The sequence below is a fragment of the Rhizobium leguminosarum genome (assembly GCF_002953715.1).
Lineage (GTDB): Bacteria > Pseudomonadota > Alphaproteobacteria > Rhizobiales > Rhizobiaceae > Rhizobium > Rhizobium leguminosarum_V.
Genome location: NZ_CP025012.1, coordinates 3,636,778 through 3,658,493, shown reverse-complemented (window position 1 = coordinate 3,658,493; position 21,716 = coordinate 3,636,778). Strand labels below are relative to the sequence as shown.

Genomic DNA, 21,716 nt, shown 5'->3' with positions numbered 1-21,716 from the left:
ACCAGGACTAAAGAATTCAATCATAAATTGGGTGCACATTTGATGGCATGGGGGAAATGGTGGAAGCCAAAACGACAGAGCAAATCTGGGAAGCGGATCGGCTTGACCGCCGCCAGAAGGCCGACTTTCTTTATAATTTTATTGTCGGAGAAGTCGCGAAGCGAAAGCGCCTGGGCCGCCGAAGTTCATATTCGTTAAATATCGATGCCGAATGGGGAGGCGGAAAATCATTCTTCCTTGAGCGTTTTGGGAAGCAGGCGGAATTAGAAGGGCATGTGGTCGCATACGTTAACGCTTGGAAGGACGACCATGCGGGCGATCCCTACATTGCTATCATGGCTGCAATCGATCGAGCCTTTGCCCCTCACGTCAAAAAGGACAGTGCCGTGAAGACGGCATGGAAGACCGTGAAATCGAACGGCGGTCGCATCGCGGTAAAAGCCGCTGGTGGGGCAATCAGATCGTTAGCGAAGAAGCACTTCGACATCACCGCAGACGATATTTTAGCCGATGATGCGGATCATTCACTTGTTTCTGAAGCTGCAGAGGCTGCAATCGACAGCTCGATTGAGACCGGCGTCGCTGAGATCGACAAACTGTTCGATAGAACGCTTGAGGCGCTTATCGGTCAATTCCAAAAAACCGATAAGGCGATCCAAACTTTCCGCGAGAAATTAGCGGCGGCGGTGGCAGCGCTGGACAAATCTGGGAAGAAAGCTCCCTTTTTCGTTTTGGTAGATGAGTTGGATCGGTGCCGGCCGTCCTATGCCGTTCATCTGCTCGAAAGGATCAAGCACCTATTTGAGGTGGATGGCGTTGCCTTCGTATTCGCCACGAACTCCCAGCAACTTCAACACAGCATAGCCGGCGCCTATGGCCAGGGTTTTGACGGGTTCACCTACTTGAAGCGTTTTTTTGATCGGACCTACATATTCAGCGCCGTATCGGCAAAAAGGCGGATTGAAGAACTTTGTGCCACGATCGACAGCAAGAAGGTTCGGGTCCCGGATGATGACATGGTCGAGTTCATCACGTCAGGGTGCACTTCCTACGGCCTTGATTTAAGGGCCATCGAACAAGTTCTCGAAATGATCGAAGTCACGGTTTCGGCTTGGCCGCACAAAATCCCGCTCGATTTGGTGCTACTATTTCCCCTGTGCGTTGCATTCTACAGAACAGGTGAGTTGGATTGGGCGGCAGCGCAGCGCAGCGTACCCTCCAGTTGGTTCATTGGGCAAACATTTATGCAGCGCGATGGAAGTCAGGTCGATCGCCGTATAAATATTCATAGAGCTTTCGGCAGTGCAATAACCTTGTTTGACAGCATGGACAAGATAATGAGGAACCGCAATTCGGCTGCCGATGACCGTACAGCAGATTATGTTCACGGCGTCTTTTCCCCCGAATGGAATGGTGTATCGGTATTGCGGACCGCCCCAAGCATTCAGACAGGGTTGCTCGACTTGGTCGCCAATGCGGGAGGACTAGTCACGCCCAATAAAGACGGTTCGGAGGCAGCGTGACAGCTAAGTCTGTTCAGAGATGTCACGGAATGTCACGGCGCCGTCACGCGGCGGAGCGTCCTTTCGATGCTATCGGCAGCAACGTGATTTTGCTTGGCTGCCTATGCCCGCCTCTCTCAAAGGATATGTAGCCAAGCCGGGAAAGGCCGTTCAAGGCATTCATCAGCGTCGCCAAATGAACCCCAGCGCGCCCGGCTATCTCAATCGGCTTTTGCGACAAGGTGCCGTTCTCGTCGGTATCTTCGGCGATCATGAAGGCGATGCGGAAGCCAAAATGGGAGACCCGAGGGTCGCGACGGGCGCGGTTAAGCCAGGCCGTGCGATCCTTGCATTTGACGAAGAATATTGCGTTCCGTGCCTCGGTCATTTCATCCTCTTTCAAAGGACGGCACGGTCTTTGAAGCGCAACCGCAGCATTTCCGCCAACGCCGAGGACAGGTCTATCTGTAGAGCGTCAAAAACAATACAGGCATCTTCGTCGCCCAAAAGTGGGATGCGATAGCGATAATAATAGCCCATACGGCAAGCGAGAACATTATCGCCGCTAACCTCATTCCGACTGGCTGCATCATTTCCTCCATCCCAGCATAACCGTGCCTCCTCGCACGATCCTATGCTAGCAAGACGCAACCCGGTCAGCTATCGCAAGATATTGGTATCAGATAGCCACAGCAGAGAAGGCTTGGCGAAGATGCAAAGATTGCGGCGATACGACGCCCTTTCTCCCATCCGTCAAACGATGAAATGAAAGTTGTCGTATTGCGCGCCGTAATAATCCGGGCCGCTCGTTTCCGTGATGATCGGGTTGGTGTCGAGCACGAGAGAGTCGATTTCGCCGTAGGCGCTGAGATCGATCACTTGCGGGTCATGAATGCTGTCGGCGGTGACGTTGACCGTGACCAAGAATACGGTATCGTCGTTCAGCTTACCTTCGATCGTCAGAACGTTGTCATAGTCCGATGTGCCGTTTGCGACACTGAATTGCTCGATCTGAAAGTGGCCGCCATCGGCGGCTTGGATGGGTGTCCAGAACACGCCTCCTCCCAGATAGTGGTTGCCATCCGCTTCCTCCCGCACAGTCGCGTCGTCACCATCGTGCCAGGCACCCCAATCGAAGCCCTTGTAGCCCGTCGGGAAGTCGTGGTTGCCGACATCCTCGAAATTCACGAAGACGTCGCCGTGCTCCGGTAAGTCGACCGCGATATTGAGCAAGCCGAAATCGGTTGCGCCTTTGCCATCCGAGATCTTGAAATTGAACTGGTCGACGAGTTGGTCTCCCGGGCCGAGCGCTGATACCACCGGGTTGGTGTGATCGAGCTCATAGGTGTAATTGCCGTTGGAATAGACGGTCAGCGTGCCGTATTTTCCTTCGACTGTGGTGGTCGTGGCAGGCCCGTTCGGATCGGCCGGTTGCGGAATTCGCTGTCCATTGACGAAGTTGAGACGCACCTGATCTCCGTCGGCATCCGTGGAACTGGTATTGTCCAGGATGTTGCCGTCGATCGGGTTGTCGATGTTGAAAACAGGCAAGTATACGTCACCTGCGACCGGCTTGTGGTTTGCCATTTCTACCTCCCGTGTGATGTTCAATTCGACTATGCAACCCTATCGGGTATCTGGCAACCGAAATTGGTGGAGTGGCAGAGCAATTCCGCTGGTAAATCCAACAGATTTTGATCGGTTACAGCTCAAGCATTCAAGTAAAGAGAACGGCATCGACGTCGATACTGTTCATGAGCCAGGATTTTATGTCTTGTCTTGCGCTGCTGCCGCTTCGTCGATCATGATGTTTCTCGCATTTTCAGGCGATTCATGAGTTCGACCGGCAGAAAACTTTCAAGCAGGATAATAATGACAGGCCAATGATGACGTCGTCATGACGATATACTGCATAAATTGCTTGGCGTGCCAAGAGAAGCTTGAAGGAGAAATGGAGTCAATCTGCAGAGCCCGAGCTTCTGCCGACCATCAATCAATGCAGGCCGCCAACCCCGAGCAGGCTTTCGACAGCCTCGGGATCCTTGGTGAGGCTCTCCGGCGTTCCCGTCCAGGCCAGTCTGCCGCGTTCAAGAATGACGACTTGATCGGCGAAATCGAGCGCGCTCTGGATGCGCTGCTCGACCAGCACGATGGTCATGTCTCCTGTCTTGGCGAGGTTGGCGAAGGCAGCCATCAATTCCTCGCAAATAACAGGTGCGAGGCCTTCCAGCGGTTCGTCGAGCAACAGGACGGACGGGCGGCCGAGAATGGTGCGGGCCGTGGAAAGCATCTGCTGCTCGCCGCCGGAGAGCTGGCTGCCGAGATTGCGGCGGCGCTCCTTCAGGCGCGGGAACATCGCATAGGCTTCCTCCAGTGCCGTCTTCGGTCGCGCCTTCAAGCCGACGAAAAGGTTTTCTTCGACTGTCAGCGTCGGGAAGACGCAGCGTGCCTGCGGCACATATCCGAGGCCTTTGTGCGCGCGTGTCGCGCTCGGTGCTGCGCTGACATCCGAACCGCCGAGGCGGATGCTGCCCTCGTATCGCCTGGTCTGGCCGGCAAGCGTTGCGAGCAGCGTGGTCTTGCCCATGCCATTGCGACCGAGCACGGCAAGCCGGGCGCCTGCCGGCACGGAGAAGGAAATTCCTTCGAGTACTTTCGTCGGCCCATATCCGGCCGACAGATTTTCGACCTCAAGCGATATGGCTGGCATTGGCATAGCTCCCGAGATAGGCCTCGCGCACGCGCGCATCCTTGGTGACGTCTTGAGGCAGGCCGTCGAAGATGATCGTGCCGGCGGCCAGCACGATGACGCGTCTGGCAAAACGGAAGACGAGGTCCATGTCGTGTTCGATCATCAGCACGGCGAGATCGGCAGGCAGATCGGCAAGCGCCTGCTCGATGCGGCCGGTATCGCTTTGCGGCACGCCGGCTGCCGGCTCGTCGAGCAGCAGCACCTTCGGCTTCAGCGCCAGCGCTACGGCAATCTCGAGAAGCCGCTGCTGGCCATAGGCGATCTCGCTGACCTTGCGATGCATCAGGAAAGCCAGTCCGAGCTTTCCAAGGAGATCGTCAACCTCTGCCATGACGTCGGGCATACGCAAGAAATTGCCGAACATGCGCCCGGTCTTTCCGTCGCGTTGAAGGACGGCAAGTCCCACATGTTCGGCCGGCGTCATGTCCTGGAAGAGCCGCGTCACCTGAAAGGAGCGGACAAGGCCGCGTCTGACCCTGCCGATCGCGTCGACCTTCGTCACCACCTCGCCGCCGAGGCGAACCTCGCCGGAATCGGGAGAGAGATTGCCGGTCACGAGGTTGACGAAGGTGGTCTTGCCGGCGCCGTTCGGGCCGATCAGCGCGATGCGATCGCCTGGTGACATCGTGAGCGAGACATCATTGGTGACGGCAAGGCCGCCGAAGGCTTTCTTGAGATTGGCGACTTCGAAGACCGGGCTCATGAGCGCTGCTCCCTGCGGCGGCTAACGAAGGCTGCTGACGTGCCATAGAGACCTTTCGGCGCAAAGAGCACGACGGCGATCAGCAGCGCGCCGACCATGGTCAGCCAATGGAAGGGATTGGCGGCGGAGACATAGTCCTCGAAGAGCATGAAGATGACGGTGCCGGAGAGCGCCCCGAAGAGAGAACCGGTGCCGCCGAGCACCAGCATGACAAGCGCTTCGGCCGACTGCGTGAAAGACAGGCTGTCGAGGCCGACGACTTGTGTCGAAATCGCATTCAAGGCGCCGCCGACACCGGCAACAGCGCCGGAGATCGCGTACATCCTGATCAGAGCTGCCTTCGGCGAAGCGCCCATGGCACGGATGCGCAGCGGATCCTGTTTGATGGCGCGGCAGAGCATGCCGAAGGGCGAGCGGACCAGAAACCGTAGCAGCACAAAGACGATCAGCAGTAGCGCCATTCCGAAGAAGAAGGCGGTGTGACCGTAAAGATCGAATTCGAAGAGGCCGAAGACCGGGTCCGGCGCGATGCCGGAGAGTCCATCGCTGCCGCCTGTCCATGACGAGGCCTTGTTGGCGAATTCATGGAAGAGGTTGATCAGCGCAATCGACAGCACCAGCTGCGGCAATCCATGCGCACGCAGGATGATGGCGCCACAGAGCAGCCCGGCAACCGCGCCGCCGGCAACGCCAGCAAGCATCATCAGCAGCGGGTCATTGATGCCGTAATGCGCCGACAGGATCCCGGCGGCATAGGCGCCGGAGCCGAAAAGTGCGGCATGGCCGAGCGTTGCGACGCCGCAATAACCGGTCACCAGATCGAGCGACAGGACGAGCAGCGCGATCGTGATCATCCGGGTCAAAAGCGCGAGATTATCGGGGAAGGCGAAATAGCCGATCGCGGCAATGGCTAAGATGACCGCTATCCCGGCGAGATCGCGGCTGATGAATCCGCGGCGATGCTGGAGACGTTGGTTTTCGTCGTTCATGACAAGCGCCATCTTATTTCGCCCTTCCGGCAAGGCCGCGCGGGAAGACGCAGATGATTGCGATCACGGCGAGATAGAAGAAGAATTCGCCGAATTCCGGCATCAGATACCGCCCTGTCGTATCGATCGCGCCCAGCAGCAGACAGGCAATCAGCGCGCCCGGAATGGAACCCGCGCCGCCGACGGAGACGACGACCAGGAAGGTCACCATGTAGCGCAGCGCGTAATAGGGTTCGACGGGCAGGAGTTCGGCCCCGACCACGCCGCCGAAGGCGGCAAGCCCGACGGCAACGGCAAAACTCACCGCATAGATGACCTCGGTGCGCACGCCGAGTGCCGCAGCCATTGCTGCATCATCGACGGAGGCACGCAGCTTGACGCCGAAGCTCGTCCTGTCGATCGCAAACCAGAGAGCGAGCGCCACGACCAGGCCACAGAAGATGACGAAAAGCCGGTGAATGGGAATGGTGCGGAAGCCGAGATCGGCCGATCCCTGCAGTGCACCGGCAAGCGGTATGGTCTTCAGCGTCGGCCCCATCCCATAATTGGCGATGCCGATGACGCAGAAGGTGATGCCGATGGTCATCAGCACCTGGGTCAGTTCCGGCGCGCCATAGATCCGGCGGTAGAGAAAGCGTTCGATCGGAATGGCGACGACGATGGTGATGACAACGGCGGCGATGACCGCCGCGGCATAACCGAGGCCGAGGTCGCGGGCGACGTAGGAGGCGATGTAGCCGCCGATCATCGCAAAGGCGCCGTGGGCGAGGTTGACGACACGCATCAGCCCCATGGTCACCGAAAGGCCGATCGATATCACGAAGAGCGCCATGCCATAGGCAAAGGCGTCGACGGCTATGCTGAAGACTGTCTGCATGGAAATACCTTGCTTCGATGCGGCGGGCTCGGCCTGATCGCAAGCCAAGCCCGTCACCTGTCTTGACGCTCGATGTTACTTGACGGCCGCCAGGCCCGGATCGCCCTGCTTCTCGAAGGTCTGGACCTCCTTGTTGATGTAGGTCCCGTCATCGGCCTTGACGACTTCGCGCAGATAGATGTTCTGCGTGATGTGGCGGCTTTCCGGATCGATCGAAACCGGGCCGCGCGGGCTCGTCCAGGCAAGACCCTTGGCCGCATCGACGGCCTTCTCAGCATCCTGTTTGCCGCCCGTCGCCTCGATCATCTTGTAGATGACATACATGCCGTCATAGGCGCTGACTGAGGGGAAGGAGAGTTCGGCCTTGTTGCCGATCGCTTTGGTCGCCGCCTCGACGAAAGCCTTGTTCTCGGGAGAATCGTGCGACACGGCGTAGTGGAAGGTCGTCTGGATGCCGAGTGCCGCATCGCCGAGCGCCGGCAGATCGGATTCCTGGGTCAGATCGCCCGGCGCGAAGAACTTGATGCCGGCAGCCTTCAGGCCATTGTCGTTATAAGCCTTGACGAAGCCGAGCGTCGTCGGACCTGACGGCAGGAAGGCGAACACGCCCTCAGCGCCGGAATCCTTGATGCGCTGCATGATCGGGCTGAAGTCGTTGGTCGCAAGCGGCATGCGGATCGCCTCGATCACCTGGCCGCCGGCCTTTTCGAAGCCGGCCTTGAAGGCGTTCTCGGCGTCGATGCCGGGGCCGTAATCGCTGACGACCGAAATCACCTTCTTGACGCCGGCGTCGAAGGCGACCTTGGCGATCGGGGTCGATGTCTGCCAGGTGGTAAACGAGGTGCGGACGACGAGCGGGCTCTTGGTCACGATCGCCGAAGTGGCGGCGTTCATGATGACCATCGGCACGTTGCCCTGCTTCAGGATCGGCGTCACCGCCATGGCATCGGGGGTGAAATAGAAGCCGGCCAGATACTGGACCTTCTCCTTGACGATCAGTTCCTGCGCCAGCGCCTTGGATTGGGCGGGATCGGCCTGCGGCACGTCGCGATAGACGATCTCGACCGTGTCGTTGCCGACCGTGTTGCCGTTGACCGTCATATAGGCGTCGATGCCGGCCTTGGAGTTCTTGCCCTGCAGCGCGAACGGACCGGAGAACGGGCCGATGACCCCGACCTTGATGGTGTCGGCATAGGCGCTCGTGCCCACGACGACTGCCGCAATGGCGGCCAGAAATAGCTTCTTCATTCTCTCTCTCCCTTTTTGGCGCACTCCAGCGCCGTATTCGTTAGCTGCTGGAAATTTAGCGCTAACCTGTCATGCGAAATGGTGATGTAAAATGAAATAAATACCGTAATCCATAACTGTACAATTATGATTGTGGCTCGAAGGGCAGAACTATCGGCGGCCCGTTCTACGGTCGAATATTGGTCCATGGCCCACCTCAGACACTTCTATTAGAATGGCAGTCCCACATAATTCTCCGCAAGCACCGTCGAGGCGGCGCGGGAATGGGTGAGATAGTCGAGCTCCGCCTCCTGGATCTTCTGGTCAAAATCCCCGGTATCCGGAAAACGATGCATCATCGTCGTCATCCACCAGGAAAAGCGCACGGCTTTCCACACGCGGGCGAGCGCCTTCTGCGAATAGGCGTCGATGCCACTATTCGAGCCTTCGCGGTAATGCTCTATCAGCCCGGAGAAAAGATAATGAACGTCGCTGGCCGCAAGGTTCAATCCCTTGGCGCCGGTCGGGGGGACGATATGGGCGGCGTCGCCGACCAGGAAAAGCCGGCCGAAACGCATCGGTTCGGCGACGAAGGAGCGTAGCGGCGCAATCGATTTCTCGAAGGACGGCGCGGTCGCCAATGCTTCGGCATGATGCGTCGGCAGCCGCCGTCTCAACTCGTCCCAGAAACGGTCGTCGCTCCAGTCCTCGATCTTCTCGTCGAGCGCGCATTGGATGTAGTAGCGGCTGCGGGTCGCCGAGCGCATCGAACAGAGCGCAAAGCCCCTTGGATGGTTGGCGTAGATCAGTTCATGACTGACGGGCGCCACGTCGGCAAGGACCCCCAGCCAGCCGAAGGGATAGACCTTCTCGAAACTCCTGATCGCCCGTTCCGGCACGGCCTTGCGACTGGCGCCGTGAAACCCGTCGCAGCCGGCGATGAAGTCACAATCGATGCGCTTGGCAACACCGTCTTTCAGATAGCTGACGAAGGGAGAATGGCCGTCGAAATCATGCGGCGCGACATCGACGGCATCGTAGATCGACAGGGAGCCGCTCGCTTCACGCCGCTCCATGAGATCGCGTGTCACTTCGGTCTGCCCATAAACCGTAACGCGCCTGCCGCGGGTCAATTCGTGAAGGTCGATGCGATGGTCGCGTCCGTCGAAGGCCAGCGAGAAACCGTCATGCGGCAGGCCTTCGGCATGCAGCCTCGCGCCTGATTTGGCCTGATCCAGCAGCCCGACGGTGCCTTCCTCCAGAACGCCGGCACGAACCCGGCCGAGGATATAATCCTTGTTCACACGATCGAGAATGACATTGTCGATGCCGGCTTCGGTCAGAAGCTGGCCGAGCAGTAGGCCGGATGGTCCCGAACCGATAATGGCGACCTGAGTTCGCAAATGCTGCCTCCCTGCATTTTTGCGCTTTGCCAGATTCTGCCGTGCCGCGCTTGCCGCAGCAATGGACATCCCGACCTAAAAATTGCACTAATCGAACATTGGTGTCGGAGAAACCCCGCGGAGCCCCATGAGCAGACAGGTCCCTACCTATGAACTCTACGGCGAAAAGACCGGGCGAGAACCGGATTTTTGGGTGCATTGCGAAACAATTCGCTCTCGCAGCAGTTTGCATCACTGGGAGATTCGCCCGCACCGCCACGAGAGTTTCTTTCAGATATTGTACATCGAAAGCGGTTCGGGCGATGCGATTTTTGGCGAAAAGAGCCATGCCATCCGTCCGCCGGCCATCATCACCGTGCCGCCCGGGCTCAATCACGGCTTTCGTTTTTCACGCGATATCGACGGCCTGGTGATCACCCTGTTGAGGTCCCATCTCAGCCATCCGCCCGGCGACCGGAGCCATCTCGGCGAATGGCTGGCGGCGCCGCATCTGACGCCGCTCGATCCCGATAATGCCGAGGCCGCCTATGTCATGCAGACGTTGAAGCGGCTGGGCGACGAATTCGAAAACCGCCGCAGCGGCCGCAACGAGGCGTTGGCCGCCTATGTCGCCTTGGCGTTGCGGCTGACGGCGAGGATTTCCCATGAGGGGAATACGCACGAGCTTCCGGCAAACGAGAACGAGCGGCGGATGGAAATGCTGAGCGAACTCATCCAGCAACATTTTCGATCACACAAGCCCGCGTCCTTCTACGCCAGGGAGCTTGGGCTTTCCCCGACGCATCTCACCCGTATCGTCCGATCGATGACCGGCAACACTCCCCACGAACTGATCGCCGGCAAACTCGTTGAAGAGGCGAAACGCCAGCTCGTTTTTACGCTGGGCAGCGTTCAGGAGATCGGATTTCGGCTTGGCTTTGCCGACCCCGCCTATTTCTCGCGCTTCTTCTTTAAATATACCGGAGAAACGCCCCGGGTCTGGCGCGTGAAGGAGAAGGTTCGGCTTGAAGATGTATAGGGTTCCGGCATTCCGGGTGCGACGCGTTCGCGGGCAGGCACCCGCGGGGGGCGCCCACTGGCGATCGCGTTACCAGGCTTTGGCGCCGCCTTCCACGTTGCGGGCGCGTTCGCCGGCGCGGGTCTCGTATGCCTCGTGTTGCCCAGCTGACTTGACGGTATCGGCTGGGCCATCCGGCTGGGCTTCGGGCGTCATGTAGAAGGCGAGCGCCTTTTCCAGCCGGGCAGCGGTAAGCGTGGCAGCAGCGAAACCCTTCATGTCGTTTCCTCGGTCGATGGCTTGAAGCTTTCCCAAAACACATAGCCTACGATATGGCCATTCTGGAACAGCGCCCCGATCGTTTTCACCAACTTTAGACATTGCTTGACGATTGCTCCCGCCGGATGATCTCTGCCGACCCGGTCCGCGCGATTCTGTTTGGTTTTCGCTTCACGCTATCGGCCATGTCCAGTTCCGCACCTCCGGCATGTCCTCACCATATTCGCGGACATAGTCGTGATGTTCCGCAAGCTTGCCGCGGAAGGCGGCGAGCGCATCTCCTGCCTTTTCCTTCAGGCCCGGCACACGCTCGATCGCTTCGATGGCGAGATGGAAGCGGTCGAGTTCGTTGAGGACGGTCATGTCGAAGGGTGTGGTCGTCGTGCCTTCCTCGATGAAGCCGCGGACGTGGATGTTGCGGTGGTTGGTGCGTTTATAAGTCAGGCGGTGGATGAGATAGGGATAGCCGTGATAGGCGAAAATGACAGGCTTGTCGGCGGTGAAGATCGCATCGAATGCCTCGTCGGTCAGGCCGTGCGGATGCTGATCCCTGGATTGCAGCGCGAGGAGATCGACGACGTTGACGGTGCGGATCCTCAGCTCGGGAATGGCCTTACGCAGAAGATCGACCGCTGCAAGCGTCTCCATGGTCGGCACGTCGCCGGCGCAGGCCATGACGAGATCGGGCAGGATGGTGTCGTCCTCATTGCTCGCCCAGTGCCAGATGCCGATGCCGGCCTCGCAATGTTTCACCGCCTCGTCCATCGATAGCCATTGCGGCTCCGGCTGCTTGCCGGCGACGATGACATTGATGCGGTCATAGGTGCGCAGGCAATGGTCGCCGACCCAAAGCAGGGTGTTGGCATCCGGCGGCAGGTAGATGCGGACGATATCAGCCTTCTTGTTGGCGACAAGGTCGACGAAACCGGGGTCCTGATGGCTGAAGCCGTTGTGGTCCTGACGCCAGACATGCGAGGTCAGCAGGTAATTCAGCGACGAGATCGGCTTTCTCCATTCGAGCTCCCGTGTCACCTTCAGCCATTTGGCGTGCTGGTTGAACATGGAATCGATGATGTGGATGAAGGCCTCGTAGCAGGAGAACAGGCCGTGCCGGCCAGTCAGCAGGTAGCCTTCCAGCCAGCCCTGGCAGAGATGTTCGCTCAGCACCTCCATCACACGTCCATCCCGGGACAAGTGGACGTCATAGGGTTCGATACCCTCCATCCAGACACGGTCGGTGACTTCGAAGACGCTGCCCAGACGGTTCGATTCTGTCTCGTCAGGGCCGAAGATACGGAAATTGGCAGCCTTCACGTTGCGCTTCATCGTGTCGCGCAGGTAATGGCCGAGGATTTCCGTCGATTGCACCATGGCGCTGCCGCGCTTGCCGATATCGACCGCATAGTCGCGAATATCGGGAACATCGAGTTCCTTGCGCAGCAAACCGCCATTGGCGTGCGGATTGGCGCCCATGCGGCGCTCGCCGACAGGGGCGAGCGCCCGCAGCTCGGGTTTCAGCCGGCCGTCGCTGCCGAACAGGTCTTCCGGATCATAGCTGCGCATCCAGTCCTCGAGGATCTTGCGATGCCCTTCATTCTCGCGGCAGTTGGAGACCGGCACCTGGTGGGAGCGCCAGAAGCCTTCGACCTTCTTGCCGTCGACTTCCTTCGGTCCTGTCCAGCCCTTCGGGCTGCGCAGCACGATCATCGGCCAGCGCGGGCAGATATCGGGCGCCTTGCCCTTGCGGGCTTCCTCCTGGATTTCGCGAATGCGGTCGAAAACCCTGTCGAAGGTTGCGGCCATCTGCTGGTGCATGTCGCGCGGCTCGTGACCCTCGACGAAGAAGGGCTCATAGCCATAGCCTTCAAAGAGGCTCTGCAAATCCTCGTGATTGGCGCGGCCAAGAATGGTGGGATTGGCGATCTTGTAGCCGTTCAGATGCAGGATCGGCAGCACGGCGCCATCGCGGGCAGGGTTCAGAAACTTGTTGGAATGCCAGCTCGCAGCCAGTGGCCCGGTTTCGGCTTCCCCGTCGCCGATGACGCAGGCAACGATCAGATCGGGATTGTCGAAGGCGGCGCCATAGGCATGGACGAGGGCGTAACCGAGTTCGCCGCCCTCGTGGATCGAGCCCGGTGTCTCGGGTGCCGCGTGGCTCGGAATGCCGCCGGGGAAGGAGAATTGCCGGAAGAGCTTGCGCATGCCCTCCGCATCCTCGGAAATATCGGGATAGATCTCGCTGTAGATGCCTTCGAGATAGGTGTTGGCGACCATGCCCGGCCCGCCATGGCCGGGGCCGCACATATAGATGATGTCGAGGTCGCGGGCGCGGATGAGACGGTTCAGATGTGCATAGATGAAGTTGAGGCCGGGTGTTGTGCCCCAGTGCCCGAGCAGGCGGGGCTTGATGTGCTCTGGTTTCAGCGGCTCGCGCAACAGCGGATTGGTCAGCAGATAGATCTGGCCGATGGAGAGATAATTGGCGGCGCGCCAATAGCGGTCGGTCAGGGTGAGTTCGGCATCGGTCAGAGCGGCGGTCGAGACATGCTTTTCCATGGGTTTCTCCCGTTCGAAAACGTCTTCAACGTCAATTCTACCGGCGGATGCCGGCAAGCTGTTGATCTGGATCAGTCACTGCGAAGAACGGACAGTGCCTCCTCGGCGATGACCTGTTCCTCATCGGTGGCGATGACATGGGTGGCGATGCGGCTTTCCCTGGTGCTGATCGTAAAATCATTGGCGGCATTGGCCCTTTCGTCGATCGCAAGGCCAAGCCAGGACAGCCGCTTGGCCACGCCGGCGCGGATTTCCGGTTGATGCTCGCCGATGCCGGCGGTGAAGACGATGGCGTCAAGGCCACCAAGCGTTGCCGCCATGCGGCCGATTTCGCCGGCAATGCGCAGCGTGAAGAGGTCGATCGCCTGGCGCGCCTCCGGCCGGCCGGCCTTCAACAGCTCGCGCGTATCGGCGCTGATGCCGGAGACGCCAAGCAGGCCGCAGCGGTGATAGAGCAGGTCCTCGATCTCCTCGAAGGACAGCTTCCTCTGACCGGCCAGATGCAGGATGACGCCGGGATCGAGCCAGCCCGGGCGCGTCGCCATCGGGATGCCATCGAGCGTCGAAAAGCCCATGCTGCAATCGCGGCTGACGCCGTCATCCAGCGCACAGAGGCTGGCGCCGCTGCCGAGATGGGCGACGACCACTTTTGCCGCGCGCGGCGCCTTGCGGCGAAGCTCTCCGGCGATGAATTTATAGGACAGGCCGTGGAAGCCGTAACGCTTGATGCCTTCGTCATGCAGCGTACGAGGAATGGCGAAGCGGCGAACGAGATCGTCCTGCGTGGCGTGGAAGGCCGTATCGAAGGAGCCGGTCTGGGCAAGATGCGGTTTCAGATGCTTGAGCGCGCGGATGAAACGCAGCGCCTGCGGCTGGTGCAGGGGTGCCAGCGGGGTAAGCGCGTCGATGGCATCGATTGCGGCGGCGTCGAGGCCGATCGCCCTGATGAAGCGGTCGCCGCCATGGACGACGCGGTGGCCGGCAGCGCGCGCGGCGGTCATGTCGAAATGATCGGCGAGAAGCGCGAAGGTCTCATCGATGACGCCGTGCAGATCTTCCGTCACCTCGGCCTTCAGCGGCATCTCAAAGGTCTGCGACCCTTTCGTCAGGCCGAGTGACAGCGGCTCGGCGCGAAAATCGATCACGCCCTTGCCGATGCGCCGTGCCTCGGCGCCGTCTATCGCGAAGATGCCGATCTTAACGGTCGAGGAGCCGGTGTTGAAGGTCAGCAGCAGGTCGGTCGATGACATGTCTTCTAAGACTCCGCGCGGGTGTGAGATGACCGAACTTAGCGTCGGAGTTCCAGGCGGGAAGGATTTATTCGCTCGGGGCGCGCTTTTGTCATTGCGCAGACAACCATCGTCCGCCGCTTGGGATCGCAACGCGGCAACTTTTTTGGAGGCAACGGTACCAGGCGCATCACCGTCAATATCGCCCGGCATCAGTGGCTTACGGGCGGTTCAGTCGGGGCGTCATGAGAGCTTCACGCGGCGGAATTATTAACAAAAGGCAAATTTGCAAACGGAATAAGGAATTATGCCATGGCCGATATTGCCCCCAGCCAGGTTCATAGCGACACGTCCCATCCGCTGCACAGTTCGAATTCGGCCGGCAAGTGGTTCTTGCCGGTATTCGCACTCGTTCTGGTCTGCGGCCTTGGATATGTCGCCTATGCACTCGGCCGCGACCTGACAACTGCAGTCGCCGTTCCCTGGATTCTCTTAGGCCTTGCGCTGCTCATCGCGCTCGGCTTCGAGTTCGTCAACGGTTTCCATGATACGGCCAATGCCGTCGCCACCGTGATCTACACCCGTTCCATGCCGGCGGAATTCGCTGTCATCTGGTCCGGCTTCTTCAACTTCCTCGGCGTGCTGACCTCGAGCGGCGCCGTCGCCTTCGGCATTCTGGCACTGCTGCCGGTGGAATTGATCCTGCAGGTCGGTTCCGGCTCCGGCCTTGCCATGGTTTTCGCGCTCCTCATCGCCGCGATCGTCTGGAATCTGGGAACCTGGTATCTCGGTCTGCCGTCGTCGAGTTCGCATACGCTGGTCGGCTCGATCATCGGCGTCGGCCTTGCCAACCAGTTCCTGGCGCCGGCAGGCACCGCGACCAGCGGCGTCGACTGGTCGCAGGCGACGAATATCGGCCTGTCGCTTTTGATCTCGCCGCTGATCGGCTTCGGTCTTTCCGCTGTCCTCCTGCTGGTCATGAAGCTTCTGGTGCGCAACAAGGCGCTCTATGCCGAACCGAAGGGCAACCAGCCGCCGCCGCTCTGGATCCGTGCGATCCTGATCTTCACCTGCACCGGCGTCAGCTTCGCCCACGGCTCCAACGACGGCCAGAAGGGCATGGGCCTCATCATGCTGATCCTGATCGGCCTGGTGCCGACGGCTTTCGCGCTGAACCGCACGCCGGATGTCAACTATCTCGAAGCCTACAAGTCGGCATCAGCCCAGGTGGAAACCGCACTCGGCAAATATGTGAAGCCGGGCGTTACGGTCGCGGACTACAAGGCCGAGGTCAGCAACGCCGTCAAGAACAAGACGTGGACGGATGCGACGACGCCGGCCTTGCAGCAATATATCCACCAGACAAGTGCCGAAGTCGCCGGCTTCCCGACGCTCGAAGCGGTGCCGACCAATCTCGTCGGCAACGTCCGCAACGACATCTATCTGATCGGCGAGGCGCTGAAGCTGATCGACAAGCAGAAGCTGCTGCCGATGGATGCCGGCGACCTCAGCGCAGTGACGAACTACCACAAGGCGGTCGACAACGCGACGAAGTTCATCCCGCTTTGGGTGAAAGTGGCGGTCGCGATCGCGCTCGGCCTCGGTACGATGGTGGGCTGGAAGCGCATCGTCGTCACCGTCGGCGAGAAGATCGGCAAGACGCATCTGACCTATGGTCAGGGTGCGGCAGCCGAAGTCGTGGCGATGGTCACCATCGCTTCCGCCGATCATCTCGGCCTGCCGGTCTCGACCACCCACGTGTTGTCGTCCGGCGTTGCCGGCACCATGGCGGCGAACGGTTCCGGCCTGCAATGGTCGACCGTGCGTAACATGCTGATGGCCTGGGTGCTGACGTTGCCGGCCTCGATCGCGATCGCCTTCGTGCTCTTCGTGATCATGCGTCAGGTTTTTTAAGGCGCCCGTCAGGCCGTGGAGGCCAGGCTGGCATTGCGATCGCTGATGAAGATGCTCGCCTCGGCGGCGGGCATCGCCTTGCCGAAGAGATAGCCCTGGCCGATGTCGCAGCCGAGCTGCAGCAGGAAGGCGAGCTGGCCGTGCTCCTCGATGCCTTCCGCAGTCGTCTTGATGTTGAGGCTCCTGCCGAGGCCGAGCATGGCGCGGACAATCTTTTCCTGGCGCTCCTCGTCGCGATAGGTGGCGATGAAGCTTTTGTCGATCTTGATCTTGTCGAAACGATAGCGGGACAGCTGGGCGAGGCTCGAATAGCCCGTGCCGAAATCGTCGAGTGCGATCTGGATGCCGGCGGCGTGCAGTTCGTCGAGAATGAGGGCGGCGACGGCGGGATCCTGGATCAGCGCGTTTTCGGTGATCTCCACTTCCAGGCGCTGCGGCGGCAGCCGGCTTGCCGAAAGCACCTTGAGAATGCGCGACGTCAGCAATCTGTCTTCCATCTGCACCGGCGAGACGTTGAAGGACAAAGTTACATGCTCCGGCCAGGTGAGGGCGTCGTTGCAGGCCTGGGCGAGAAGATCTTCGAACAATGCGGTGATCATGCCGGTTTCCTCGGCGATATCGATGAAGACCGGCGGCGGGATGTTGATGCCGTCGTCGCCGATCCAGCGCGCCAGCGCCTCGAAGCCGCAGAGCTGACCGGTCTTCAGGTCGATCAGCGGCTGATAGAAGGGCTTGATCGCCTTGTCGGAGATTGCGGCGCGCAGCCTGGTTTCCAACGCGGCGCGTTCCGTTACCTTGTCCTGCATCGAAAGTTCGAAGACGAAATAATGGTTGGGGCCGCGTGATTTCGCCTCGTACATGGCGAGGTCGGCACGGTGGGCGGCATCCTCCAGCGGTTCGGCTTCCTCGGTCCAGCGGTCATAGCCGACGCTGGCGCCGACTTCGACGGCAAAGCCATCGATATGGATCGGCCGGGTGACAGCCTGGATCAGCAGCTTGGCAAAACGCTCCTCGCGCTGCGCCGTCAGGGCGAAGGCGACGATGATGAATTCGTCGCCGCCGAAGCGATAGACGCAATCGGCATTGCCGAGCGCGCAGATGCGTCTGGCAACCTCGATCAACAGGATGTCGCCGCCCTTGTGGCCGACGAGGTCATTGACCTTCTTGAAGCCGTCGAGGTCGACGGAGAAGATGGTGACGTTGCGGTCCCATTCCTCAATCTCGGCCTCGTCGTCCTTGATCGGCCGTGAGAGGATCTTGCGCTCGAAGGCGTAGCGGTTCGGCAGTTTGGTCAGATGGTCGTGGGTTGCGGTCCAATCGGCCTTTGCCTGGGCGGTGGTACGCAGTTCCATCTCCTTGCGCAGGTCGGCGATGCGCAGCACCGAATAGATGAAGCTCATGGCGCCGGCGATGCCGAACGCCAGAACGAGCTTGTCGGCGCCGTATTCGCCGAAGCCGGTCATGAAGGAGACCAGGCTGTCGTCGAGCTGCAACAGCGTGCCGAGGAGCCAGAGGGTTACCCCAAATCCGACGATCGACACGCATTGCCTTCCGGCCCTGCTTTGGAAAAACACCGGCATTATGCCTTCTCCGTCACCACCTTCGCGGAGATATCACAAAAGTCTGAAATGTTTGTTGAAACCAGAAGGCGAATTATCGGAGGCAGCAGCCTGTTGCTGTGCCGCTGAGAGACCCGACGGGGCTTGTGGGGAACCAGGGTGCCGTTGTCAGCGCGATCCCGGTTCGGGAGACCGGCCGATGCGGGAAAGAACGAAGGCGAGCGTGCTAATGCATCGCTCGCCCTTTCTCGTGCTTCAGGCGGTGACGATCAGCAGCGGAACGCTGACGATGAGACCCACCAGAACCGTGACCGTGGCGACACGCATGAAACGCAGACGTCGCGTGCGCTCACCACTCCAATCATATGTCATTCTTCCATCTCCTTGAGACAAGGAAGTAGTCCCCGCGAAACCGGGTTCAACAGAGATGACGCGATTTGCTTGTGCAAGGCTGGATAAGAATCAGCAGTTTCTAATGCTGGAAGCGCAGCGACCAGCGCCGCCCGTTGCTGGTCATGCGGACGATGGCGAGCGGCTCCACGTCGCTCAGCCAGAAGGAGGAGAGCGGCGCCTGAAGCACATGAGCGACCGCCGCCCGGATGACGGCTGCGTGGCTGACGGCGATCACATGGCCGCCGAGGGCGGATTCGCTGTCCATCCAGCCGGCGACGCGGGTGCGCAGATCAACAAGGCTCTCGCCGCCATGCGGGGCCGCTTCCGGATCGCTCATCCAGGCCATGAGGTTCTCCGGCTCTTCGGCCTCTATCGCCGCGAGCGACCTGCCGGCCCAGCGGCCATGGTCGCAGTCGCGAAGTGCCAGGTCTATCCGGGCTTCGAGGTGGAGCGCCTCCGCGGTCTGGCGGGCACGCAAAGCGGGGCTCATGGCAATGCGGTCGGCACGCGGCGGGGCGGCCATTTTGCCGGCTTCTTCCGCCGCCTTGCCTTCCAGCGGTTCGTCGAGCGGGAAGAGCGCCTTGCGGTTCGCCGTCGTCGCGCCGTGGCAGATCCAGGTGAGGCGCGTATTCACGGTCGTTCTCGTCTCCGGAATGCGGCTAAGCGACCTTCGCCGGCTCGTGAAGTTTCGTTGACAGTCTCTTCGGCGTGCAGATATAACCGTGCTGTTGCGGGTTTGGAAGCCGGTGTAAGTCCGGCGCGGTCGCGCCACTGTGACCAGCGTGTCGAAAGTTCTTCGCGCTGGAAGTCAGACCCTACTGCACAAGCACTCTTTCGACTGAACGCGTCATTCCCGGAGGAATACATGTCTGACACCACTTTCGCGCCCGTTGCGGTACCGGCGCCGATCCCTGTAGGCGAGATCCTGCCCTGGGCGATTTTTGGCGGCCTGCTGATGCTCATCGTCCTCTATTTCGTCGGCACCGAGGAAGGCGCGATGGCGCTGTTCAATGGCATGTATGTGCACGAATTTGTGCATGACGGCCGCCATCTCCTCGGCTTTCCCTGCCACTAAAGCGCGTCGCGATCTTTCAGATTCGCTCATCGCGCTTTAGGTTTTTGTTTTGCGCATGTCGTTATCGCAAAACCGCTGCACACTTTTGCGCGACATGCTTTAAGGGAGTTCTGACATGGTTGGAAACCTTCTGCTTCGCGGCATGCTCGCGGGCCTGATTGCTGGCATCCTCGTTTTCGCTTTCGCCCATACTTTCGGTGAGCCGCTGGTCGATGCGGCGATCGCCTTCGAGGAAGCAAGCGCCCAGGCGGCCGGCGAAGCTGCCGAACCTGAAATCGTCAGCCGCGCCACGCAGGCCGGTCTCGGCCTTTTCACCGGCGTCATGGCCTACAGCGTCGCTGTCGGCGGGCTCTTCGCACTTGCCTTCGCTTTCGTACACGGCCGTTTCAGCAGCCTTTCGGCGCGTGGCACCTCGGCCGTCATCGCCATTGCCGCCTTCGTGGCGATCGTCGTCGTTCCCAGTATCAAGTATCCGGCCAACCCGCCGGCGGTCGGCAATCCCGACACGATCGGCGCCAGGACCGAGCTGTTCTTCCTGATGATCGTCGTCTCGCTCGCAGCCCTGATTGCCGCGGTGGCGCTGTCTCGCCGCCTTTCCGAGCGCTTCGGTCTCTGGAACAGCGCGATCATCGCCGGCATTGTCTATCTCGTCTTTATCGGCGTCGTGCTCTATCTGCTGCCGCCGATCAACGAGGTGCCGGAGAACTTCTCGGCGATGGTGCTCTGGCGGTTCCGCACGACCTCGCTTGGCATGCATGTGATCCTCTGGGCAGCCCTGGGCCTGGCCTTCGGAGCGCTTGCCGAAAAGCGGCTTGCGGTTAAGGGCGGGCAACGAGGTCGGCCGGCAACGGCATTCCACTAAGGCATCGAAGGGCGCCGCTTTGCCGGTGCCCTGAACTTTTGGAGCAAGCCCGACTTTTTCGAGCGAGTATGAAAAGCAGCAAAACCACACCACTCCTGTCGGCGGCGTTTATCACGGCCGCCTTTTTGTGTGTGGTTGCCGGAAGCGCTTTTGCTCATAACCGCAGCGATGGCGGCAGCCATGCGGGCCTGGATATCCCGGAGATTTCCCATGGCGAAATGGCTGTCATGTCTGACTATCGCAGTGGGATTATCGACCTTGCATCCCGCACAGTCGATACGAACGAGCCGTTCCGGCGCGTTCTGAACTATGCCGAAATCCAGTATTCCTATTGTCTATGGGGCCGGATGCCGGGCAGCGTGACCGATGAGGAAAGCCCGTTCAACGAATGCGCCCATGCCTATCTCGCGGCGACCAAGGCGGTATTGCTTTCGATGCGCGAGATGCCGCGGGAGAGGGCTGCGGCGGATGAAATCATTTCCGCGATCGATGCCGATATGGTGCAGCGCGGTCTTGCGCTCATCACCTGCCGGTTCAGCGGCGAGGCCTTCAACACCGCTGATATCGTCAAGCCGCGCTGGAGCGGGATACCATTCCATGCCGCCAGCATGGCGTCGCTGACGGGGCTCGCCTCTTTGTTCGGCTTTGGCGTGTTTGCGCTTCGCCATTTCTCGCGGCTGAAAGCTCAATCGTCGGAATAGCGCTGTTCGCGCCACGGATCGCCATAGATGTGGTAGCCGTTCTTTTCCCAGAAGCCGGCCTGGTCGGCAGGCATCAGCTCGATACGGCGCAGCCATTTGGCGCTTTTCCAGAAATAGAGATGCGGCACGACGAGGCGCATCGGGCCGCCGTGCTCCGGCGTCAGCGGCAGGCCTTCCCAGGCGGTGGCAAGGATCGCGTCTTCGGCGGCGAAATCGGAAAGCGGCAGGTTGGTGGTATAGCCGTCATAACTCGTCAGCATGACGTAAGCTGCTTCGGGCTTCGGCATGGCGAGGTCGAGCAGATCGCGCGTCGAAACTCCCTTCCATTTGTTGTCGTAGCGCGACCAGGTGGTGACGCAGTGGATATCGCTGGTCTTGTTGCTCTGCTCGATCGCCTGGAAGGCAGTCCAGGTAAGGATGAGCGGCGTTTCGACGAGGCCGCGCACCTCGAGCCGCCACGTATCTGTGGAGATGACAGGCTGCTGGCCGAGATCGAGCACCGGCCAGTTCTTGACAAGGTGCTGGCCCGGCGGCAGGCGTTCGGCTTCGGGACGGCTGATGCGGCCGGTCAGGAACTTGCCCTCCGCCGCCCAGCGGCGCTTGGAGGTGGTAAGCTTGCTATCGGCGGGCGTCTGGTCGTCGCTCATGAGTGGGGTCTCCTTGCGATGCAGCAATAGGACATCCGGCCCTGCCGGGTG

General features: G+C 60.2%; 19 protein-coding genes and 1 pseudogene. 6 read left to right on the top strand and 14 right to left on the bottom strand.

The genetic code is table 11. The features are described 5' to 3' along the window. Nucleotides 1–59: 59 nt before the first annotated feature. On the top strand, nt 60–1,523 hold the full coding sequence (locus tag CUJ84_RS18325) for a KAP family P-loop NTPase fold protein (RefSeq protein ID WP_210208131.1): 1,464 nt from the start codon (nt 60–62) through the stop codon (nt 1,521–1,523). A gap of 43 nt (nt 1,524–1,566) precedes the next feature. Here the strand turns inward: CUJ84_RS18325 and CUJ84_RS18320 are convergent, their stop codons facing one another. The 8 genes from CUJ84_RS18320 to pobA all read right to left on the bottom strand — a co-directional run bounded on the left by CUJ84_RS18320 (nt 1,567) and on the right by pobA (nt 9,453). Next, nucleotides 1,567–1,890, bottom strand: a complete 324-nt coding sequence (locus tag CUJ84_RS18320; RefSeq protein WP_105007259.1) for a hypothetical protein — start codon at nt 1,888–1,890, stop codon at nt 1,567–1,569. Between the two features lie 365 nt (nt 1,891–2,255). Continuing rightward, nucleotides 2,256–3,089, bottom strand: coding sequence for a VCBS domain-containing protein (locus CUJ84_RS18315; protein WP_105007258.1), 834 nt, complete (start codon nt 3,087–3,089; stop codon nt 2,256–2,258). A gap of 406 nt (nt 3,090–3,495) precedes the next feature. After that, nucleotides 3,496–4,212: an ABC transporter ATP-binding protein gene (locus CUJ84_RS18310; protein ID WP_105007257.1), complete on the bottom strand. Its 717-nt coding sequence runs from the start codon at nt 4,210–4,212 to the stop codon at nt 3,496–3,498. Next, nucleotides 4,193–4,957 carry an ABC transporter ATP-binding protein gene (locus CUJ84_RS18305; protein ID WP_105007256.1) on the bottom strand — a complete coding sequence of 255 codons (765 nt, stop codon included), beginning with the start codon at nt 4,955–4,957 and terminating at the stop codon, nt 4,193–4,195. The genes CUJ84_RS18310 and CUJ84_RS18305 overlap by 20 nt, the downstream gene beginning before the upstream one ends. Then, nucleotides 4,954–5,958, bottom strand: coding sequence for a branched-chain amino acid ABC transporter permease (locus CUJ84_RS18300; RefSeq protein ID WP_105007255.1), 1,005 nt, complete (start codon nt 5,956–5,958; stop codon nt 4,954–4,956). The genes CUJ84_RS18305 and CUJ84_RS18300 overlap by 4 nt, the downstream gene beginning before the upstream one ends. Before the next feature lies 1 nt (nt 5,959). Beyond that, complete coding sequence (locus tag CUJ84_RS18295) at nt 5,960–6,823, bottom strand: branched-chain amino acid ABC transporter permease (RefSeq protein ID WP_105007254.1); 864 nt, start codon at nt 6,821–6,823, stop codon at nt 5,960–5,962. A 75-nt stretch (nt 6,824–6,898) separates the two neighbouring features. Further along, nucleotides 6,899–8,071, bottom strand: coding sequence for an ABC transporter substrate-binding protein (locus tag CUJ84_RS18290; RefSeq protein ID WP_105007253.1), 1,173 nt, complete (start codon nt 8,069–8,071; stop codon nt 6,899–6,901). 209 nt (nt 8,072–8,280) lie between these two features. Then, nucleotides 8,281–9,453 carry a 4-hydroxybenzoate 3-monooxygenase gene (gene pobA, locus CUJ84_RS18280; RefSeq protein ID WP_105008233.1) on the bottom strand — a complete coding sequence of 391 codons (1,173 nt, stop codon included), beginning with the start codon at nt 9,451–9,453 and terminating at the stop codon, nt 8,281–8,283. Between the two features lie 127 nt (nt 9,454–9,580). Between pobA and CUJ84_RS18275 the strand changes: the two genes are divergently transcribed. Continuing rightward, the gene (locus tag CUJ84_RS18275) at nt 9,581–10,471 is read left to right on the top strand and encodes a helix-turn-helix domain-containing protein (RefSeq protein ID WP_105007251.1); all 891 of its coding nucleotides are present in this window, start codon (nt 9,581–9,583) and stop codon (nt 10,469–10,471) included. 69 nt (nt 10,472–10,540) lie between these two features. Here CUJ84_RS18275 and CUJ84_RS18270 read toward each other — a convergent pair. The 3 genes and pseudogenes from CUJ84_RS18270 to CUJ84_RS18260 all read right to left on the bottom strand — a co-directional run bounded on the left by CUJ84_RS18270 (nt 10,541) and on the right by CUJ84_RS18260 (nt 14,535). Then, nucleotides 10,541–10,821, bottom strand: a pseudogene (locus CUJ84_RS18270) (hypothetical protein). Between the two features lie 79 nt (nt 10,822–10,900). Further along, on the bottom strand, nt 10,901–13,285 hold the full coding sequence (locus tag CUJ84_RS18265) for a phosphoketolase family protein (protein WP_105007249.1): 2,385 nt from the start codon (nt 13,283–13,285) through the stop codon (nt 10,901–10,903). Nucleotides 13,286–13,356: 71 nt separating this feature from the next. Beyond that, the gene (locus tag CUJ84_RS18260) at nt 13,357–14,535 is read right to left on the bottom strand and encodes an acetate/propionate family kinase (protein ID WP_105007248.1); all 1,179 of its coding nucleotides are present in this window, start codon (nt 14,533–14,535) and stop codon (nt 13,357–13,359) included. A gap of 291 nt (nt 14,536–14,826) precedes the next feature. Here CUJ84_RS18260 and CUJ84_RS18255 point away from each other — a divergent pair, with 291 nt between their 5' ends. After that, a complete protein-coding gene (locus CUJ84_RS18255; protein ID WP_027683262.1) occupies nt 14,827–16,428 on the top strand; it encodes an inorganic phosphate transporter in 1,602 nt (533 codons plus the stop codon). Between the two features lie 8 nt (nt 16,429–16,436). Here CUJ84_RS18255 and CUJ84_RS18250 read toward each other — a convergent pair whose 3' ends face one another. Then, the gene (locus CUJ84_RS18250) at nt 16,437–18,008 is read right to left on the bottom strand and encodes a putative bifunctional diguanylate cyclase/phosphodiesterase (protein WP_105007247.1); all 1,572 of its coding nucleotides are present in this window, start codon (nt 18,006–18,008) and stop codon (nt 16,437–16,439) included. A gap of 451 nt (nt 18,009–18,459) precedes the next feature. Then, nucleotides 18,460–19,014: a histidine phosphatase family protein gene (locus CUJ84_RS18245; RefSeq protein WP_105007246.1), complete on the bottom strand. Its 555-nt coding sequence runs from the start codon at nt 19,012–19,014 to the stop codon at nt 18,460–18,462. A 231-nt stretch (nt 19,015–19,245) separates the two neighbouring features. Here CUJ84_RS18245 and CUJ84_RS18240 point away from each other — a divergent pair, with 231 nt between their 5' ends. From CUJ84_RS18240 to CUJ84_RS18230, 3 genes are all read left to right on the top strand, one after another. Further along, nucleotides 19,246–19,455: a CbtB domain-containing protein gene (locus CUJ84_RS18240; protein ID WP_003542661.1), complete on the top strand. Its 210-nt coding sequence runs from the start codon at nt 19,246–19,248 to the stop codon at nt 19,453–19,455. Between the two features lie 115 nt (nt 19,456–19,570). Next, the gene (locus tag CUJ84_RS18235; protein ID WP_105007245.1) at nt 19,571–20,317 is read left to right on the top strand and encodes a CbtA family protein; all 747 of its coding nucleotides are present in this window, start codon (nt 19,571–19,573) and stop codon (nt 20,315–20,317) included. 68 nt (nt 20,318–20,385) lie between these two features. Continuing rightward, nucleotides 20,386–21,018, top strand: coding sequence for a hypothetical protein (locus CUJ84_RS18230; RefSeq protein ID WP_105007244.1), 633 nt, complete (start codon nt 20,386–20,388; stop codon nt 21,016–21,018). On the opposite strand, the gene CUJ84_RS18225 is transcribed toward CUJ84_RS18230, so the two are convergent. Next, nucleotides 21,003–21,665 (bottom strand): sulfite oxidase-like oxidoreductase, encoded by a 663-nt coding sequence (locus CUJ84_RS18225; RefSeq protein ID WP_105007243.1) that lies wholly within the window; start codon nt 21,663–21,665, stop codon nt 21,003–21,005. The two genes, CUJ84_RS18230 and CUJ84_RS18225, sit on opposite strands and share 16 nt — an antisense overlap. Between the last annotated feature and the right edge of the window lie 51 nt (nt 21,666–21,716).

Excerpts from the sequence above, each read along its gene's own strand:
- CUJ84_RS18320 (WP_105007259.1), bottom strand. The coding sequence starts at position 1,890 with ATGACCGAGGCACGGAACGCAATATTCTTCGTCAAATGCAAGGATCGC.
- CUJ84_RS18315 (WP_105007258.1), bottom strand. The coding sequence starts at position 3,089 with ATGGCAAACCACAAGCCGGTCGCAGGTGACGTATACTTGCCTGTTTTC.
- CUJ84_RS18310 (WP_105007257.1), bottom strand. The coding sequence starts at position 4,212 with ATGCCAGCCATATCGCTTGAGGTCGAAAATCTGTCGGCCGGATATGGG.
- CUJ84_RS18305 (WP_105007256.1), bottom strand. The coding sequence starts at position 4,957 with ATGAGCCCGGTCTTCGAAGTCGCCAATCTCAAGAAAGCCTTCGGCGGC.
- CUJ84_RS18300 (WP_105007255.1), bottom strand. The coding sequence starts at position 5,958 with ATGGCGCTTGTCATGAACGACGAAAACCAACGTCTCCAGCATCGCCGC.
- CUJ84_RS18295 (WP_105007254.1), bottom strand. The coding sequence starts at position 6,823 with ATGCAGACAGTCTTCAGCATAGCCGTCGACGCCTTTGCCTATGGCATG.
- CUJ84_RS18290 (WP_105007253.1), bottom strand. The coding sequence starts at position 8,071 with ATGAAGAAGCTATTTCTGGCCGCCATTGCGGCAGTCGTCGTGGGCACG.
- CUJ84_RS18275 (WP_105007251.1), top strand. The coding sequence starts at position 9,581 with ATGAGCAGACAGGTCCCTACCTATGAACTCTACGGCGAAAAGACCGGG.
- CUJ84_RS18265 (WP_105007249.1), bottom strand. The coding sequence starts at position 13,285 with ATGGAAAAGCATGTCTCGACCGCCGCTCTGACCGATGCCGAACTCACC.
- CUJ84_RS18260 (WP_105007248.1), bottom strand. The coding sequence starts at position 14,535 with ATGTCATCGACCGACCTGCTGCTGACCTTCAACACCGGCTCCTCGACC.
- CUJ84_RS18255 (WP_027683262.1), top strand. The coding sequence starts at position 14,827 with ATGGCCGATATTGCCCCCAGCCAGGTTCATAGCGACACGTCCCATCCG.
- CUJ84_RS18250 (WP_105007247.1), bottom strand. The coding sequence starts at position 18,008 with ATGCCGGTGTTTTTCCAAAGCAGGGCCGGAAGGCAATGCGTGTCGATC.
- CUJ84_RS18240 (WP_003542661.1), top strand. The coding sequence starts at position 19,246 with ATGTCTGACACCACTTTCGCGCCCGTTGCGGTACCGGCGCCGATCCCT.
- CUJ84_RS18235 (WP_105007245.1), top strand. The coding sequence starts at position 19,571 with ATGGTTGGAAACCTTCTGCTTCGCGGCATGCTCGCGGGCCTGATTGCT.
- CUJ84_RS18230 (WP_105007244.1), top strand. The coding sequence starts at position 20,386 with ATGAAAAGCAGCAAAACCACACCACTCCTGTCGGCGGCGTTTATCACG.
- CUJ84_RS18225 (WP_105007243.1), bottom strand. The coding sequence starts at position 21,665 with ATGAGCGACGACCAGACGCCCGCCGATAGCAAGCTTACCACCTCCAAG.